This window comes from Noviherbaspirillum sedimenti (assembly GCF_003590835.1).
In the GTDB taxonomy this organism is placed as follows: Bacteria; Pseudomonadota; Gammaproteobacteria; order Burkholderiales; family Burkholderiaceae_D; genus Paucimonas; species Paucimonas sedimenti.
Genome location: NZ_QYUQ01000002.1, coordinates 3007079 through 3024425 on the forward strand (window position 1 = coordinate 3007079; position 17347 = coordinate 3024425).

Below are 17347 nucleotides of genomic sequence, written 5' to 3' on the forward strand. Positions count from 1 at the left end.
CTCCCGGCGCTTACCGGAAGCACATGCTGCAATGCGAGGTCCGATGTAATGTATCTTGCGCGTTTCGCAAACGCATCTCTTGTTTCGCATTAAATTTGATTGACACGCCCTGCAGGAAATTTACGCGGGTCGACCGATCCCTCACTATATCCCGAATAGCGGAAGCAAGTGGCTATTCAAAGGCAATGCTGCAGGTTTGCCGATAACCGCCACTTGCCTTTGACCTCCGCTTACAGTGACTTGAGATACTGCACCAGGTCGGCGATTTCAGCCGCCGTCAGCCCCAGCGATTGCCTGGTATTGTAGGTCTGGACGACATCTTCCAGCGTGGCAGCCGTGCCGTTATGGAAATATGGCGGGTGCTGCCAGAGTCCCCGTAATGGCGCGGTCCGATACATTTTCGTCGCGCTGCGGGAAGCATAGCTGGGAACGCCAAGGGGTTCGGGTTCGCTGACCACCTCGCTGGGCAGATGCAGGCGCACGTTGGCATCCGTAAATTCGAGCCCGCTATGGCAGCTGGCACACCTGGCCGCGCCTTTGAAGACTGCACTCCCCCGCAGTGCGGCTGAGGCATCGAAGCTACCGGCAGGCGGCGGCGGGGCGGCCAATGACAGCTGATAGGCCTGCAATGCCGGCAGCTTGGATGAGATCAGATCGTCCGTGCCATTCGTCACGTTCACCCCGGTGCGCGGCTCGAAAAACGTGCCGTGCCCGCCCATTTGCGTGACACCGACGTAGCGGTTCCAATAGGCGATCTCCGTGCCATCGCCGGTGGAGGTGATGCGATGGATGCCCTTGAGTCCGTATGCCGGCGGGATGACTTGCGGACCGTTTTGCCCATCCAGGTTGAAGCGCGGATCATACTTGCCCTTGCCCCAGGAGTTGTACACTGCTTTCTTGACGGCATCGAGCGCCGGTGAAAGGGCTATGATTGCCCCCGGATCGAGGTCGCGATTCGGCCAGCCGTCGAGCCGTTTGCCAATGCCGGGCGCGAAGGAATTGTCCACGGTCGAATGGCACAGGGCGCAGGTGACGCCAACACGCGTGAGCGTATCCTTGCCGTTGACGACTTCAACCTTGCCTTGCAGGCCGACGACGGCATTCAACTTGAGCAGGGCAACTGTCGTATCCGGACTTTTCAGGTTGATGCTGCCGTTTTGTATTCCCTGCACGACGGCCGGCGGCAATGCTTCCGAATCCACTTTCAATCCTACCGACAATGCAGTGGTCGGATCGACTGCGGTGCGAATGACTTCGTGCAGGCGCAAGGTGTCGGTCCATTGCGTTTCGTCGCCGAAGGTGTCGAAACGGAAAATCTGCTTTCCTTGCGCGACCAATTCTGGGTCCGGCTCGTCAGAATCGCCGCCACAACCGGCCACGAGCATGGCGGTGACCCCTAGTGCGCCTGAAACGATCAGCTTGCGTATTCTGCAGCGCCGCCGGGAAATGCTGGGGTCACCGATTGCCAGGGACTTGCTATCGAGTGCTGCCGTTCCGAATGATATTGCCTGTTGCATGACCAAGCTCCTTCAGCGGGCGTGCAGCAAACAGGCTGCAACTGTTTCCATTTCCCCCTGATGGCCATTTTTCTGGCCGCGCCCTGCGGGCGCCTTCTTATGCCGCCCGGCCCGGGCTGGTGATGCGGGTAAACGCTATCCCCATCCATTCGGGGATGCAGACCCGATTAGATGAAGCTGAGGTGCGCGACGTTCCCGCACGCGCATTCGGGCAATTTTCCGCCGCAACACGGGCTCTGGGCGCCGGTCCTGCCAATGGACTCACAAATGAAATTGCCCGCATGCGATAGCAGTGCGGGCAATAGCGGAGTTGAACAAACCGGGACGGTGGGCTTTCCGGCAGTCCGCCGTCCGGCTGTGCGTTTTTAATTGCTGACGTGGTGGACGGTGATTGCTTCGCGGTAGAAGCCGTCGATGTAGGACACCCGCACAGAACGGAATCCTGACGACGCACCGGATGGCAGCGTGAGGCTGAACGGGCCGAATTTTCCTTCGCCGGCCTTGAACAAGCCATCCACATAATTCCCATTGTGCAGCAGCGCCGCCCAGACCGACTTCACATTGGCCGGCACCGTTCCCTGAATGCCGTTGAGCGTCCCGCCGGCGTACGGCGCCAGCTGGGTCAGGGTAGGCGCAGTGATGATCGGGAAGGCCAGCGTTGCCATTTCCGCATGGGTGTAGGGGCGTTTCGGCAACTTCTTCTCGTAAGTGGCGAATACGGTGTTGTTACCATTACGGACGATAATAGTGTATACGGCATTGTCCGGGATGCTGTTGATGGCGGCATCCGTTGTGATCGGATAAAAATTATGATTTGTTAAACCCGAACCTCCGCTGATAAACCAGGAACCGCCCGAGCCTGGCTTGGTAAGCGTTACGCCAGCATCCGGCAGGCCCGGCCCGGTGACGACCGCATAACTTACGGCCGGGCTGTTGGCGCCGTCGAGGTCCTCGATCCAGAATTCAATGCCGGTCGTCTTCGTGGTGGCCTGAATGTTCGAGTGCACTTGGAAGCTCATGGCAAACTGCTCGACCTCAAGCTTGCTCTGATTACCCAGCCAGAGCCACTTGTCGCCGACTTTCTTCAGCTGGAAATCACGATCATGCTGCTCCAGCACGCCGTTCTTGTCGACTACGTCGAAGCTTACCTTCGCCGTGTCGCCGACGAGGCTTTGCAGCTCGACGTTGGTGAACTTGATTCCGACATTTTCGGGCATGCCGCTCGCTTCTGCGGCGAAATTCGCTCCGAGCTGGTCCTGGTGCAGGAAGTCCGTATGCAGCAAAGCCAGGATCTTCGCTTCCTCAGGCAGACCCGCGGCAAACAAGTCGCTGAAGGTTTTCATCGTCGCAACGATCGCCTGCAGATCGGTCAGGCCGGTAGCGACGTTCGTGGTATCGGTCAGCTTGGTCGCATCGGTGGTCGACGCCAGGTTGTCTTCGATTTTTTCCTGCGTGATGACGTTGGTAATCGTCGCCAGATTGGTGGCGGGATCGACACTCACGCGCAGCACGTCGAGGGCGGCGTCGAGCTTGGTATTGTTCACGGTGAATTGAGTATGCAGCAGGTCAACCGCTGCATCGACGCCGAGTGCGGTCAGGACGGTTTGCAGGCGTTCGCGCAAAGCGGTTTGCTGCGCTGCAAGCGTGGCAGGCGTCAGTTTTTTCGCGTCGGGATTGTCGAAGAAATTCTCAGCGATCTGGCCAGCGATGTTGGCGACGATCAGGTCGGTCAGCGGAGTGACATTGACGGTCTTGGTGGCATCGGTCGCCGCAGAATGAATCACGTAGGTCCTGCCGCCGACGCTGCCCTCGGCGCGAAACACGAACGGTCCGGTCATGTCGGTCACATCGACGGAATAGCCGCCGCCGGGGCCGATCGGCACGGTCTTGGTCTTGCCGGTCGAATCCTTGACAGTCACGGTGCCGACCAGCGCCGCGCCTGCGGCGGCGGTGCCGGAAATGGTAACCGTCGGGGCGGTACCGCCCGTGCCGCCCGTGCTGGCGGTCGAACCGCCCCCGCCGCCGCAGGCGGTCAGCAGAACCGCGGCGCAAGCCGCGGCGCAAGCCGCGGCGATAGTGGTTTTCCTGAATGCCTTCATGATTATCTCCCTGGTAAATTGGATCAAATGATCGTATCCTAGGAGAAATTATTTTTTGCAACCATCCCCCATTCGGGGGAGAATTTTCAATTTTTAACAATCGCGGCCGCTGCGGTCCGACGTCCTGCGCCGATGTGCAGGAGCCCGCAGCAGATCACTGTTCGGCTTGGCCACCATCGGCCAGGAAATAGGCGGGGCTGGCAAGCAGCAGGGACACCAGTTCGGTCTGGCGATTCGCCCCGGTCTTGCTGAAGACATGCTTGAGATGGGTTTTTACCGTGCTGGGTGCGACCGACCTCTCGCGCGCGACATCGTCCAGGGTCTTACCGCTGCACAGGGCAACCGCCAGCGCGGCCTCGGTCTCGGTCAGTCCGAAGAGCTTGCGTATGCGGCCAGTCGTCAGGCCAGGCGCAGCCTGCGGGTCAAAGGCGAACATCAGCGCGGCGCCATGCCCCTGTCCGCCCCCAAGCCGGACCGGCGCCACCATCAGCATCAGCGGCATTTTTCCGCTTCTCGGCACCAGTACGACTTCATTGAGCGCGATCATCTCGCCGCGGCTGACGCGGATGGCGTTGCTGATCTCGAAATTCAGTCTGCGGCTGGCATCGCCATCGACAGCGACCAGGTGGCGCGCTTCCAGGCGCAGCACCTTGCCATCCGCCAGCAGCTGCACCGCGCGCCTGTTCATGTGTGCCACGCGGCTGTGCTCATCGAACAGGATGGTCGGCATCGCCAGCACGTCGAGTCCGCCCGCCAGCACGTCCCGGCTTGCCTGCAGTGCAGCAAAACGCTCGCGCATCTGCAGTGCGCGCTGCAGATGCGGCACCAGCGCATCCAGCCTGGCCAGCTCCTCGCGCGTATAGGGCGGCTGGCCTGCGGCACGCAACAGAAATGACTGGGTAAACCAGGCGCCTTCGCGCAGGATCACCGCGCCCGCGCCACTGGCAAAACCTTGCGGCACTACCCATTCCCGGTAGAAGCTGGTCTGCGGAATCAGTTCCGGCTGCGGCACATCCAGGTTACTGGCGTAGAAATGGCCGATCGGCGCGCCCATGACGTGCTGGGCGAGCATATCGTCTTGCACATAATTGAGCGCATAGCGCTCCGCCCACTCCGGCGTAATCCCGTGCAGCCACAAGCCCTTCATTTCATGCGTTTCCCGATGCTGGATGAACAGCGACATGGCGGCCACATTGAATGTCCTGGCGAACGCCGCCAGGAAATCCTGGAAACCGTTGGATGCGGTGACGCCATCATAGAGCGTCATCAGCAGCGGCTCCAGGAGACCAAGTGGACTTGGTGGTGTTATGGACGGCGTGGACGGGGTTGCTTGATCAGGCATGGCGCTATCCAGGTAAAAGTTTGCAAATAATTCATCAAGCAAGAAGCTAGCCTGTACTTGCGCAAACGTCAACTCCCCCGACAGCTTGACCAGACCAGGGATCGATATTTTGCAATGTCAATCGACCAAGTTGACCATCAGGCAGCCAGCCGGCTGGCCAGCTCGCCGATGGGCATCGGCTTGCCGTACAGCCAGCCCTGGGCGTAATGCACCCCGTGTTCGCGCAGGTATTGCGCCTGCGCTTCGGTTTCCACGCCTTCGGCGATGATCCTGAGGTTCAGCGATTTCGCCATTTCGATGATGTGCAGGATGACCTGGCTGGTTGCGGCTTCGGTGCCGATGGTATCGACGAAGGACTTGTCGATCTTCAGGTAGTCCAGTTCGAACGTGGTCAGATAGGACAAGCTGGAGTAGCCGGTGCCGAAATCGTCGATGGCCACGCCGATGCCCATCGCGCGGATGTCCTTGATTGTTTGGGTGGCATGCTCGGTCTGGAGGAAGCCGCGCTCGGTCGCTTCCACCATGATGCTGCCTGGCCCGATGCCGGCCGTTTGCAGCATGTTGCGCAATTCGCCGACGATGGCGTCGCTGTGCAGATCCGCGGGCGACAGGTTGATGCCGACATGAAAATCCGGATGGCGTTGCAATAGCCTGGAAACATCGCGCACCACCAGTGCCATCACTTTCTGCGTCAATTGCCGGATCAGGCCGCCCTCCTCCGCAGCGGGGATGAATAGGTCCGGCCGCAGCAGTTCGCCGTCCGGACGGCGCCAGCGAATCAGGGCTTCGGCGCCATGCCATTTACCGCTTTGCAGATCGACCAGCGGCTGATAGAGAAGGAAAAACTCGTCCGCGCGCAGCGCAACGCGCAGCAGCGCGGGCAGCGACAACTGCTGCCGGGTCAGGTAGAACACCGCCAGCGCCAGCACGAGGCCGGCCGCGATCCCGACCGGCACCAGCACCAGTGCGGCGCGGCGCATGCCGGCGTGGAGATAGGTAGCCGGCACGGCGGCATAGGCGGTATAGTCGTATTTTTCCGAGGGCTCGGTGGCAAGCACATACTTGCCGTCGAACGCTCTGCCTTTGCGTCCCTGCCGGATCCCTTCCAGCCATTCCGGCTGGAACGGACCACGGCTCAGAATCAGTTCGCGGCTGCTTCTGCCGGCCAGGCCGATCGACATGTCGGGGCGGTACAGCGCCACATCCAGCGCACGGTCACGATGGACGATGGCGGCATAGCCGCTTTGCTCCCGGGTGGCAATGGTGAATGGCATGCCCGGCGCAAACGGCAGCTTGACCGAAGTCCGGATACTAACGCCGCTGGCATTCACGTAGTCCGGCTTGCCCACAGAAAAGCCGGCACCATGGCGGCCCAGCGAAGAACACATGAGCTTATTGTTGGCAACATAGCCGACCGCCTGCAGCTGGGTCGAGCCCAGATCGAGCTCGCGCATGCGTTCGATGTTTGTCAGCGAGCAGGGATCGTCGGCATGCGCGGCCTCCAGCTTTTCAAACGCGGCAGAAATCTGGTTGCTGGTTTCGTCACTGCGGCGCAGCACTTCGACGGCCAGCGCAGCTGCCCGCGCCATTTCTTCGTCGAGACTCTGGCTGCTGGCCAGGTACAGCGCCGCCAGGATCGGCGCCACGATGGCAATCAGTCCGGCAACCATTGCCATCGCGATGGCAGTGCGTTTTCTTCTCAAATCGATCTCCTCGATCGGATGGGCCGATCAGCGGCGCCGGTCTGGCAAGCTTGCCGCATTCGCGCCGCTTTGTCTTGTTGATATGCTTGACATAGCGCGAGCGCATGCTGGGGCAATTGTTTCTTTGCAACACATTCCTGCACCCGGCCATGCCTTAACTGTAAAAAAATACGCCCGGCATTGATCTATAGGCGTCGTCGATTTGCCAATTTCGCACATGTGTGCTAAATTCATTGCATGGATACTGTAACCAGCAAAAGCGAACTCACCTATGCCGCCATCGTCGATGCCGGGCTGGCGCTGGCGGCTGCCGAAGGCATTGGCAAGCTGTCGCTGGGCGAAGTGGCAAAGCAGCTTGATCTGAGCAAAAGCGGTGTGTTTTCCCGGGTAGGTTCGCTGGAAGCGTTGCAGCAGGCGGTGCTGGACGAATTCGACCGGCGTTTCGCGGCCCAGGTCTTCGCGCCCGCGCTGGCGCTGCCGCGCGGGCTGCCGCGCCTGAATGCGATTGTCGACAACTGGATCCGGCGCGTCTGCATGGCCGACGCCACCTCCGGTTGCCTGTATACGGCCGGTTCATTCGAGTACGACGACGTCGCCGGTCCCTTGCACGACCGCTTGCAGCAAGGTGTGCAGCAGTGGCGCGCCGGGCTGCGCAAGACGGTGCTGCAAGCGCTGGAAGCCGGCCACCTGCGGCCGGACACGGAGCCTGAGCAATTGATTTTTGAAATTTACAGCCTGATCGTCGGCCTCATGCACGATGTGCGCTTTTTGCACGATCCCAAAGCCCCGGAGCGCATGCGCCGGGCCTATGCGCGGCTGATATCGACTTACCGCAGCTTCGATTACCTTGACCAGCCTGGTCTGCGGTGATGGATGCATTTTTTTGAAGTAATTTAGCACACATGTGCGAAAAGGAGATGAAAATGCCAGTGATATTCATTCTTTCCGGGTCGGCTGCGCTTGTCGCTGGCCTTGCCCTGTATCGCCATGTTGCCAGGCTGCTGAGCCAGCTGCCTGGCAACAATGACGGCTTCACCCTGGAAATGAGAGAGGAGCAACGCAGCCATGATTTTTTCATTGCCAGTGACTCGCCCTTGTCCTCGCCAGCCGTGCCGCCGTCCACTTTTATCTGGCGCAAGACTGTCTGAAGGTCAAGATCGGTAGGATGGCCCTGGATTAGAATGCGGCTTTTAGCACTACAGCTGTAAGCTCGACTTTATCCATTTGCAGAGAAATTTATTAAATGCAAAACCCGGTCAACGCGGTCTATTGATTACCACTCCAGCACGAGCGGTCAATCAAGTCGACGTCGCCAACCGGGTTTGCTCATTTGATCCGAGCATTCGCCAGGTTTTCCGACACCATCGCTTCCGTGCGCCAATGGCTGTATAGCGGCAGATTGGTGTCGCTTATTCAAAGGGCTTGGCGGGAAGCACCACACCATGGCATGTGCCGAAGCCGACGCGGAACCCCTCGCCCTGGCACCAGCCACGCAATACAAGTTCATCGCCGTCCTCGATGAAGGCACGTTTTTCACCGGTTTTTAAGGTGATCGACTCACGTCCGTTGAAAGTCATTTCAAGCAGCGATCCGAGTGAATCACGCGTCGGGCCACTGATCGTGCCCGAACCCATGAGATCGCCGACCCGGGTGTTGCAGCCGGACACAGTGTGGTGCGCCAGCTGCTGCGCCATCGACCAATACATGTATTTGAAGTTGGTATGGGCGATTGTCGTCGGTTCAGCCGCCTGCTGCGGCTTCAACAATGCCTCCAGTTCGATGTCGAACGCATGTTTTCCTTCATGTCGGAGATAAGGCAAAGGTTCGGGCGACTGCACCGGCTGTGCGGTGCGGAACGGCTCCAGCGCATCCATGGTTACGACCCAAGGCGAAATTGTCGTCGCAAAGGTCTTGGCGTTAAACGGGCCTAGCGGCACGTATTCCCATGCCTGGAAATCGCGCGCGCTCCAGTCGTTCAGCAGCACCATGCCGAAGATATGCTGCTCCGCCCTTTCGCAAGGAATCGGATCGCCAAGCTGATTCGGCACGCCGACGATAAATCCGGTTTCCAGTTCCAAATCGAGCTTGCGACATGGACCGAAAATCGGCCGTTCCTGGTCCGGCAATTTGATCTGCCCATTTGGCCGGCGGACCGGCGTGCCGCTTACCACCACGGACGATGCGCGGCCGTTGTAGCCGATCGGAATCTCCGACCAGTTCGGCAGCAATGCGTTTTGAGGGTCGCGAAACAGCATGCCGACATTGGTTGCATGCTCTTTGGATGAATAAAAATCGGTATAGCCCGGTATGTCAACCGGCAGCAACATGGTAGCCTGCGCCCGAGAGATCAGGGCTTTCGACCGCAACCCGCCATCGTCTTGCAATGTCCGGTTCGATTCCGAAAGCAGTGCGCTAATCTGCTCCCGGACGTTGCGCCAAGCCACGCGTCCCAGCGCAATGAAATCATTCAGACGCGGACGCGAGAAAACGCCTGGCTCGCAGTGCAAAAGACCCACGTCGGCAAGCGCCGCCAAGTCCAGTATCTCGCTGCCGATGGCGACCCCGACCCTTGCCGGCGAATCAGCCGTTTGGAATACACCGAAAGGCAAGTTCTGCATTGGGAAATCAGTATCTGGAGCATTGGCACTTTGTACCCAGCTTTTCAGTGAAGGCAATGTAGTGGGATCAGATTTCATTTTTTTCCGGGTCAAAATTTTTCTTCAGTGTTTGCCAGCATTGGAAGTATTCGCTTTGCAGCTGAGCGGTCTCCAATGCGAACCGGGTTGGCTTGATGACGGCGGGTGTCTCGAACATGAAAGCCATTGTATCTGCCACCTTATTGGGCCGCGATGTGTCCGCATTAGAGGCTTTGTCGAAGGTTTCTGCATCCGGACCATGGCCTGACATACAGTTGTGGAGGCTCGCGCCCCCAGGCACGAATCCCTCTGCTTTGGCGTCATATTCGCCGTGAATCAACCCCATGAATTCGCTTGCGATATTGCGGTGATACCACGGCGGCCGAAACGTTGATTCTGCCGCCAACCAGCGTGGTGGGAAAATCACGAAGTCGATCGTATCCACGCCAGGTGTGTCGCTTGGTGACTGAAGTACCAAGAAGATTGAAGGATCTGGATGATCAAAACTAATCGACCCGATGGAATTGAAACGGCGCAAGTCATACTTGTACGGCGCATAGTTACCATGCCACGCTACCACATCCAAAGGCGAGTGACCGATTGCGGCGCTCCAGAGAAAGCCATTAAACTTCGCCACCAATTCAAACTCGCCTTCAACGTCCTCATACCAGGCTTGTGGCGTAAGAAAATCTCTTGGGTTAGCCAAACCGTTGGAGCCAATGACCCCGAGATCCGGAAGCCGGAATAATGCGCCGAAGTTTTCGCAAATATAGCCGCGTGCCTGTCCATCAGGCAACTCTACACGGAAGCGCACGCCGCGCGGGATAACGGCAATTTCCTGCGGTGCGATTTCAAGGCGTCCAAGCTCGGTTGAGATCAGCAAACGTCCGTGCTGCGGCACGATCAACAATTCGCCATCAGCATTGTAAAAGAATCGACCTGACATCGATTGATTGGCCGCGTATAAATGAATGGCACAACCTGACTGCGCGTCCGGCGACCCATTTCCTGCCATTGTTACCCAACCTCCAACGAAGTCGGTAGGCACAGTTGGGATTGGCAACGGATCCCAACGTAATTGATTCGGTGGCGTTGGCGGCACATGTGAAAAGTCTGACACGATGCGCCCATGGTCAATTTGCTTGAAGGGCTGATGTACGGCCGCTGGCCTGATACGGTAAAGCCACGAACGCCGATTATGGCTACGAGGCGCGGTAAATGCAGTGCCAGAGAGCTGTTCTGCATACAGACCGTATGCAGCGCGCTGCGGAGAATTTTGGCCTATCGGCAAGGCACCCGGAAGTGCTTCGGTTGCGAATTCATTGGCGAAGCCGGATTGATAAGCCATTTGCACTGGCAAATCGACCGGGGCCATTCTCTTATCAGAAATCGTATTCATGCGTTTCCTTTAATGCAGGTATCAATTTTCAAGAGCAGTAAAGATCACACCACATTCAAATCGTGAGTAACTGGGTGGCGTACTTGCGGCGTCAAGATATTGGGCACGTGCGCCCGCCTGCCGTCGCCGCTTCGCCCCCAGACCGGCACAAATGTGCGTCTGTTGTGTTTAGGCTCCGGCCTTCGCGATTTCCAGAGCCTGTTTTAGGACATTAATGTCACCGATGTGATTAGCCAAAACCAGAACCAGCTTTGCATTGACCGTTTGGCTTTCTGCATCGCTCAAACCTTGGTGGGTATCGATCAGCATCTGATAAAAGTCATCGACTCGGTCGAGGTTTGGCTCCAAATTTAATGATTGACTCATGCTTTGCTCCTTCTATACGTTACATGTCGCGCGCCCGACGGCAGCACGGACTTTATTCAAATCGAAGGTGCGCCATCTCGCGCAGACATGCTGATCCGGCCGTAGTAAATAAAATGTGCCCGGCACTGCGTCAAAACGTTGCTTAAGCAGTCCCGTGCTGTCCGTAATCACCGTCAGGCCGGGAAATTTAACCGAATTGCTCTCCGCAGGCATCACGACGATTGGCCTTACTGGCAGATCTGCATGAGACAAGGAATGCAAGGCATCCAATTCTTTGGAAGAAGGGCCGTTCTTGTCCGCAAAATACAATGCGTTAAAGTCGCCTCCTAACAGACTGAGCAACCATCCCGGTCTGCCGTCAACTGCAATCGAAGCATCCGTACATGGCGCACCTGGCACCATCTTTCCCGCAAACGTGTCGATATCGGGCGTTGCCAAGAGCGACCGGGTATAGGTGGTCGGCATGGATAGTCTTCCACTATTGACGATACGTCGGGCAAAGCCATGATTTTTCGAGAGCTCTAGTACGGCGTCACGGAAGATCTTGCTGACTGCGCTTTTTGGCGTAATAAAATCAGTCGCCCGTGTCGAATTGAGGATATTTTCATCAGCAGCCTCTTCACGCTCGACCCCATACGTATCCAACAATGTATCGGGCGCTTTGCCAGCCAAAACCAGCTTGAGTTTCCATGTAAGGTTATCTGCATCCTGCACGCCACTGTTTGCCCCGCGCGCGCCGAATGGCGACACACCATGCGCAGAATCGCCAGCGAACAGAACCCGGCCATGTCGGAACTTTTCCATGCGCAGACAAGAGAAGGTGTACACGCTGACCCACTCAAGTTTGAATTCGACATCTTCGCCAAGCAGGGCCTTGATACGCGGGATAACACGTTCCGGGTCCCTTTCGGCGACCGGGTCCGCATCCCAGCCAAGCTGAAAGTCGATGCGCCAAACATCGTCTGGCTGCTTGTGCAACAACACTGACTGATTTGGGTGAAATGGCGGATCGAACCAGAACCAGCGCTCTGTAGGAAATTCGGCACACATTTTGACGTCGGCGATCAAAAACCGATCTTTAAAAACGCGACCATTGCTTTCTAATCCCATAAAATTTCGAATCGCACTGCGGCTGCCATCCGCTACTACGACATATTTCGCACGAAGCTCATACGTTTCCTCCGGCGTCTCGACTGTCAATACAACGCAGTCATCGAGCTGCTGCAAGCCAACCACCTTGTTCTTCCAGCGCAGATCGAGGTTCTTTTCCTGGATTGCCTGTTCGTAGAGGAAGCCTTCCACATAGTACTGCTGCAAATTGATAAAGGCGGGACGTCTGTGCCCCTCTTCCGGCAGCAGATTAAAACTATAAACAGGAGCGTCGCGGAAAAATACCTTACCGACATTCCAGCTCACGCCCTTGTCGACCATGCGATCACCGCAATGCAGGCGATCGAAAATTTCAAGCGTGCGCTTGGCGAAGCAAATCGCTCGTGAGCCTTCTGATAGCCTGTTGCTGTCGTCGAGCAAAATTGTCTCGATCCCCTGCTGGGCCAAATCGACCGCAGCAGATAAGCCAACCGGACCAGCGCCCACTACGACGACAGGAAACGGTGCGTCAGAAGCAGCCTGAAACTTTGAGGGCTTCGTATAGCTGAATTCAATTTTTTGATAATCCTTATCCATAATCTCTGCTCTGCCAAATCCAATCTGAAATTTCCCGCGCCTGCGCAGCGCCACCAATCAATTGAAAGGTGGCGCGACCCCAATGAGGCTTCTTCAGCTTTGCAGCGAGTGCCACATCTCCTTGTCGCGCTCGGCAGTCCAGATGCGTGGATGCTTGATGCCACTGGCTTCGTCTACTGCACGGGTCACATCAAATGGCAAACAATGTTCGTAAATGAACACATCGCCGAACTTCGGATCCATCACGCTACGCGCATAGGCCATTGCGTCTTTCAATGACTTTCCTTGTTTGACAGCTTCCTTGGCGCAGCTCAGCAAGGTCGTCACAAAATCTTTCGTGTAATCAATCCCTGCATTAACTTCTTTTGGATTCAATAATGCTGGTCCGCGGCCCGGGACAAGCTTTTCGGGCTGCATGGCTCGAAGTGCTTCTAACGTTGCTGGCCATTCTTCCAGCTGCGCGTCGCCGGTGTAGGCCGCTGCATCGTATTCGACCAGGTCGCCGGAGAAGCAGATTTTTTGAGACGGAATCCAAGCGATTGTGTCGCCTTTGGTGTGACCCATACCGATATGCATGAGCTTGACTTCCAACTTGCCCATGAAGATCGTCATCTCTTTTTCAAAGACCATCGTCGGCCAGCTTAGACCCGGAACAGTTTCGACGCCGGCGAACAAACGTGGAAAGCGTTCGATCTCAGACTGCATATCCTGCTCGCCGCGCTCAGCAATCAATTCATAGGTGCCTCGTGAAGCAATGATCTGCTCAGCGCCTTCCTTAAAATAAGCCGAAGCACCCAGCACCCGTACCGCATGATAGTGGGATAGCACGACATATTTAATCGGCAAATCAGTTACGGACCGGATGTGTTTAATCAGCGCCTGCGCCATTGCGGGCGTGGCGGTGGTATCGATCACCATCACGCTGTCGTCACCGATAATGACGCCCGAATTCGGATCGCCCTCCGCCGTATAGGCATATGCATTGTCAGACAACTTAATGAAGCTGGTCTTTTTCTCTTCCAGATCAGCTTGAGACGCAAATTTCTTTTCAGTCATGATGAAACTCCAGATAAATGATTTAAGGTAGGCAAGCCGGGCGCACTTGGATTCAAATTCCCAAGTAGGCCTTTTTCACCTGTTCGTTCTGCAACAGCTCCCGGCCCGGGCCGCTGAGCAAAACTTTTCCGGTCTCGAGTACATAGCCGATATCGGCAATGGAAAGAGCGGCGTGGGCGTTTTGCTCAACAAGGACGATTGTTATTCCCTGGGCCTTCAGGTCTTTGATGACTCGAAAAATCTCGTCAACCAGTAATGGGGCCAGACCCATGCTTGGTTCATCGAGAAGCAATAACTTTGGACTGCCCATTAGCGCGCGGGCCATCGCGAGCATTTGCTGCTGACCGCCGGATAAGGTTCCGGCGGGGAGTGCGCGTTTTTCCTTCAACACGGGGAAAAGCTCGAACATTTTTGCAAGTCCGTTTTCGATTTCAGATGCCGGTCTTGTAAAAGCTCCCAGCTTGATGTTGTCCTCTATGCTTAGGGGGCCAAATACCCGCCGCCCCTCCGGCACCTGGCAAATGCCAGCTTTTACCCGCCGGTCGGCACGTAGGCGCGTTATATCCGAATCAATGAAACGAATGGATCCGCCGCTGGCAGGCTGCACGCCCGATATCGTGCGTAGCAGCGTCGTTTTGCCGGCGCCATTAGCGCCGACCAAGGCAACCAATTGTCCTTCTTTCACTTGCAGATCTATGCCGTGCAGCGCTTTAATCCGGCCATAGTGGCTGGTCAATCCGGTTACTTCCATCATCACCCGGCCGGTTCCGGTCGCACTTCTATGAGGCACTTCAGCCTGAATAATGTCAATTGTTTGCATGCCAAGGCCCTCTTTATACGGACGCGCCCAAATAGGCGGCGATTACGTCTGGATTTACGCGTACCTCCGCCGCAGTGCCTTCGGCGAGTTTTTTGCCGTAATTGAGCACGAGGATGCGGTCCGATATGTTCATCACCATTTTCATGTCGTGTTCCACGAGGACGACAGTGATGCCTGATTGCGCGATCTTGACCACCAATTCTTCAATCTCATGCGTTTCAGTGTGATTCAGCCCAGCGGCGGGCTCGTCGAGAAAAAGAATTTTCGGCTTTGCAGCCAACGCCCGGGCAATCTCCAATCTTTTCAGAGCGCCATACGACATGCTGTTCGCATGGGCATCGACATATTTCCCGACACCGACAAATTGCATGAGCTCGGCGCACTCCTGGCGACATTCGTCATCTGCCTTGCGTAAGCTCGGCAGTCGGAAAATCGCGGCCAAAAAGCTCTGCGACAGCCTCAAGTGCGCACCGGTCATGACGTTTTCGAGCGCAGTCATATTCATGCACACTTGCAGATTCTGGAAGGTGCGGCTAATACCCAGGGCTGCAAGCGCATCGGGTGCAAGGCCAGTCACATCTTTGCCACCGAGGCGAGTTACACCGCTAGTCGGGGTGTAGATTCCTGTAATCAGGTTAAAGAGGGTGGTTTTCCCGGCGCCATTCGGGCCGATCACGGAATAGACACCACGCTCCGGAATTTCGAAGCTCACGTCCTGCACGGCGCTCAAACCGCCAAACGTCTTGGTGAGATTGTCGACGCGAATCATTTCAGTTTCCTTTCTTGCGCCAGAGCGACGACAAGCTTGGCACCACGCCTTTAGGCAGGAAGATCATCGTCAGCATCAAGATCGCGCCAAACGCAACCGTCTCCCAACCTTCAAACTTCGCGAGTAATTGAGGCAGCAGCGTCAGGAGAACTGCGCCGAGGACTGATCCATAGATCGATGCCATACCGCCAACGACGACCATCGTCATGAGCTCGACCGAATGGAAGAAGCCAGCGATGCCTGGCGTCAAAAAGCCGACATAATGCGCAGCAACGCTGCCCATGAAGCTGGCGATCACTGCCGAGAAAACAAACATCTTGGTTTTAAAGGCGGCAGTATCGACGCCGACTACGCGTGCGGCCACTTCGGAGCCGTGAATCGATTGCAATGCACGTCCCGCCGGCGAATTCACAAGGTTGATTGCCCCTCCCAAAACCAATAGCAAAAGTGCGGCAACAACCCAATACCATTGTTTTTCGCCGTTAATCTCAATGCCAAGAAAGCTGAGAGCAGGCACCGTGATGCCATCTGGACCGCCGGTAAATTTGGCCTCATTGGTTATTGCAATACTGATGATCATGCCGAGACCAAGCGTCGCCATCGCAAGGTAATGCCCTTTTAATTTTAAAATGGGTCGTGCTACCAACAGCGCAAGCACGCCGCTGGCGACCATACCGGCCAACAGCGCGGCGAACGGAGGCCAATTGAAATGCACGGTAAGTATGGCGGTCGAATAGGCGCCGATTCCCATGAACCCTGCATGACCAAGGCTGATTTGCCCCGTGTAACCCGCCAGAAGATTCAAAGCAATCACAACGATGGCATTGATTCCCATCCGGATTACCAGGTCGAGATAGAAGTTATTCGGAAGAATAAGGGGCAGCAGGGCCAACACCGCACCGATCACGACCAAACCGCCGAAGCGCCGTAGTAATCCTTCGTTGACATGAGCAGTCATAGGAGCGATTGGTCTGACGGCAATCGGCTTAGATACTGTAGCTTGCTTACTCATACACGCTCCGTTACTTTGGCGCCAAACAATCCACGCGGCATAAAGAACAATAAAAACAGAATGAGGACGAATGGCATTGCATCTTTATATGCAGAGGATATGTATCCCGCCGTCATGGCCTCTGCCACACCCAGAAGCAAGCCCCCAACGATGGCGCCAGCACCACTGCCCAGGCCGCCAAGTGTCGCTGCTACAAAGCCTTTTAGCCCAAGCATGATTCCGACGTCATAGGAAGTCGTAGAAATTGGGGCGATTAGAATGCCCCCGACGGCACCCAGCATCGCAGCCAAAGCAAAACTCAACAGAAGAATAAGTTTGGTATTGATGCCGACCAGCTGTGCCGCCAGCTTGTCGTGGGAGGTGGCGAGCATTGCTTTGCCAAGCCGGGTACGGTTAAAGAACCAGCCTAAGGCGCTAACGATTAATACTGTTACGCCGAGTACCCACAAGCTTTGCGGCAAGATCGTCGCCCCTAGTATCGAAAACGGCGCGTCACCGCTAAATGAGGGCAGTATGTGATTTCCCTTGCCCAGGTAGACTTCAACCAGTCCGCGGACGACCAAGGAAGCGCCGATCGTGATAATGATGAGATTGACGACTTCCCCCTTGCCGGCTGGTTCAATAGCCAATTTTTCGATCAAGATGCCGACTGCAGCGGCGATGACAATTGCTAACAGAATTGCCAACCAGAGCGGAATACCAATTTGTGCGAGAAAGACAGCAGCCATGCCGCCGACCATGATGAATTCGCCTTGGGCAAAGTTGATGACCCCGCTGCTGTTATAGATCATGGCAAATCCCAATGCGGCCAGCGCATAAGTAGAGCCTTGGGTAATGCCGGAAAAGAGAAATTGTAGAAATTCGGACGACATGTTTTACTCCGGTTTAGGCAAAGCAGGGCCCTGCGGGCCATTCGGCCGCTAAAACAGAACTCGTGGAGAG

Annotated in this window: 15 protein-coding genes; 2 read left to right on the top strand and 13 right to left on the bottom strand. The window is 56.4% G+C overall.

Annotated features, from left to right (window positions below):
• Nucleotides 1-230: 230 nt before the first annotated feature.
• From D3878_RS14045 to D3878_RS14060, 4 genes are all read right to left on the bottom strand, one after another.
• The gene (locus D3878_RS14045; RefSeq protein ID WP_119786056.1) at nt 231-1517 is read right to left on the bottom strand and encodes a c-type cytochrome; all 1287 of its coding nucleotides are present in this window, start codon (nt 1515-1517) and stop codon (nt 231-233) included.
• 365 nt (nt 1518-1882) lie between these two features.
• Nucleotides 1883-3616 carry a hypothetical protein gene (locus tag D3878_RS14050; protein ID WP_119786057.1) on the bottom strand — a complete coding sequence of 578 codons (1734 nt, stop codon included), beginning with the start codon at nt 3614-3616 and terminating at the stop codon, nt 1883-1885.
• Between the two features lie 154 nt (nt 3617-3770).
• On the bottom strand, nt 3771-4958 hold the full coding sequence (locus D3878_RS14055; protein ID WP_147383959.1) for a helix-turn-helix transcriptional regulator: 1188 nt from the start codon (nt 4956-4958) through the stop codon (nt 3771-3773).
• Nucleotides 4959-5095: 137 nt separating this feature from the next.
• Nucleotides 5096-6661, bottom strand: a complete 1566-nt coding sequence (locus D3878_RS14060) for an EAL domain-containing protein (RefSeq protein ID WP_147383961.1) — start codon at nt 6659-6661, stop codon at nt 5096-5098.
• Nucleotides 6662-6898: 237 nt separating this feature from the next.
• On the opposite strand from D3878_RS14060, the gene D3878_RS14065 reads away from it, so the two are divergent.
• Together D3878_RS14065 and D3878_RS14070 are read left to right on the top strand one after the other, a co-directional pair.
• Entirely contained in the window at nt 6899-7531 is a 633-nt protein-coding gene (locus D3878_RS14065; protein ID WP_119786060.1) for a TetR/AcrR family transcriptional regulator, read from the top strand.
• A gap of 53 nt (nt 7532-7584) precedes the next feature.
• Nucleotides 7585-7809: a hypothetical protein gene (locus tag D3878_RS14070; protein ID WP_147383963.1), complete on the top strand. Its 225-nt coding sequence runs from the start codon at nt 7585-7587 to the stop codon at nt 7807-7809.
• Between the two features lie 261 nt (nt 7810-8070).
• Here the strand turns inward: D3878_RS14070 and fahA are convergent, their stop codons facing one another.
• From fahA to D3878_RS14115, 9 genes are all read right to left on the bottom strand, one after another.
• Nucleotides 8071-9357, bottom strand: a complete 1287-nt coding sequence (gene fahA / locus D3878_RS14075) for a fumarylacetoacetase (protein WP_119786062.1) — start codon at nt 9355-9357, stop codon at nt 8071-8073.
• A complete protein-coding gene (hmgA, locus tag D3878_RS14080; RefSeq protein WP_233556333.1) occupies nt 9347-10696 on the bottom strand; it encodes a homogentisate 1,2-dioxygenase in 1350 nt (449 codons plus the stop codon). The genes fahA and hmgA overlap by 11 nt, the downstream gene beginning before the upstream one ends.
• A 168-nt stretch (nt 10697-10864) precedes the next feature.
• Nucleotides 10865-11062: a DUF2783 domain-containing protein gene (locus D3878_RS14085; RefSeq protein ID WP_119786063.1), complete on the bottom strand. Its 198-nt coding sequence runs from the start codon at nt 11060-11062 to the stop codon at nt 10865-10867.
• A 12-nt stretch (nt 11063-11074) separates the two neighbouring features.
• Nucleotides 11075-12748: an FAD-dependent oxidoreductase gene (locus D3878_RS14090; protein WP_119786064.1), complete on the bottom strand. Its 1674-nt coding sequence runs from the start codon at nt 12746-12748 to the stop codon at nt 11075-11077.
• A 93-nt stretch (nt 12749-12841) separates the two neighbouring features.
• Entirely contained in the window at nt 12842-13804 is a 963-nt protein-coding gene (locus D3878_RS14095) for an MBL fold metallo-hydrolase (RefSeq protein WP_119786065.1), read from the bottom strand.
• Nucleotides 13805-13856: 52 nt separating this feature from the next.
• Complete coding sequence (locus D3878_RS14100) at nt 13857-14558, bottom strand: ABC transporter ATP-binding protein (RefSeq protein WP_199688277.1); 702 nt, start codon at nt 14556-14558, stop codon at nt 13857-13859.
• A gap of 79 nt (nt 14559-14637) precedes the next feature.
• Entirely contained in the window at nt 14638-15393 is a 756-nt protein-coding gene (locus tag D3878_RS14105) for an ABC transporter ATP-binding protein (RefSeq protein ID WP_119786067.1), read from the bottom strand.
• Nucleotide 15394: 1 nt separating this feature from the next.
• A complete protein-coding gene (locus tag D3878_RS14110) occupies nt 15395-16405 on the bottom strand; it encodes a branched-chain amino acid ABC transporter permease (protein ID WP_233556334.1) in 1011 nt (336 codons plus the stop codon).
• On the bottom strand, nt 16402-17277 hold the full coding sequence (locus tag D3878_RS14115; protein ID WP_119786069.1) for a branched-chain amino acid ABC transporter permease: 876 nt from the start codon (nt 17275-17277) through the stop codon (nt 16402-16404). Before D3878_RS14115 ends, D3878_RS14110 begins: the two co-directional genes overlap by 4 nt.
• Nucleotides 17278-17347: the final 70 nt, after the last annotated feature.

Bases quoted from the DNA above. Each gene is read 5' to 3' on its own strand.
- D3878_RS14045 (WP_119786056.1), bottom strand. From the start codon at position 1,517: ATGCAACAGGCAATATCATTCGGAACGGCAGCACTCGATAGCAAGTCC.
- D3878_RS14050 (WP_119786057.1), bottom strand. From the start codon at position 3,616: ATGAAGGCATTCAGGAAAACCACTATCGCCGCGGCTTGCGCCGCGGCT.
- D3878_RS14055 (WP_147383959.1), bottom strand. From the start codon at position 4,958: ATGCCTGATCAAGCAACCCCGTCCACGCCGTCCATAACACCACCAAGT.
- D3878_RS14065 (WP_119786060.1), top strand. From the start codon at position 6,899: ATGGATACTGTAACCAGCAAAAGCGAACTCACCTATGCCGCCATCGTC.
- D3878_RS14070 (WP_147383963.1), top strand. From the start codon at position 7,585: ATGCCAGTGATATTCATTCTTTCCGGGTCGGCTGCGCTTGTCGCTGGC.
- fahA (WP_119786062.1), bottom strand. From the start codon at position 9,357: ATGAAATCTGATCCCACTACATTGCCTTCACTGAAAAGCTGGGTACAA.
- hmgA (WP_233556333.1), bottom strand. From the start codon at position 10,696: ATGAATACGATTTCTGATAAGAGAATGGCCCCGGTCGATTTGCCAGTG.
- D3878_RS14085 (WP_119786063.1), bottom strand. From the start codon at position 11,062: ATGAGTCAATCATTAAATTTGGAGCCAAACCTCGACCGAGTCGATGAC.
- D3878_RS14090 (WP_119786064.1), bottom strand. From the start codon at position 12,748: ATGGATAAGGATTATCAAAAAATTGAATTCAGCTATACGAAGCCCTCA.
- D3878_RS14095 (WP_119786065.1), bottom strand. From the start codon at position 13,804: ATGACTGAAAAGAAATTTGCGTCTCAAGCTGATCTGGAAGAGAAAAAG.
- D3878_RS14100 (WP_199688277.1), bottom strand. From the start codon at position 14,558: ATGATGGAAGTAACCGGATTGACCAGCCACTATGGCCGGATTAAAGCG.
- D3878_RS14105 (WP_119786067.1), bottom strand. From the start codon at position 15,393: ATGATTCGCGTCGACAATCTCACCAAGACGTTTGGCGGTTTGAGCGCC.
- D3878_RS14110 (WP_233556334.1), bottom strand. From the start codon at position 16,405: ATGAGTAAGCAAGCTACAGTATCTAAGCCGATTGCCGTCAGACCAATC.
- D3878_RS14115 (WP_119786069.1), bottom strand. From the start codon at position 17,277: ATGTCGTCCGAATTTCTACAATTTCTCTTTTCCGGCATTACCCAAGGC.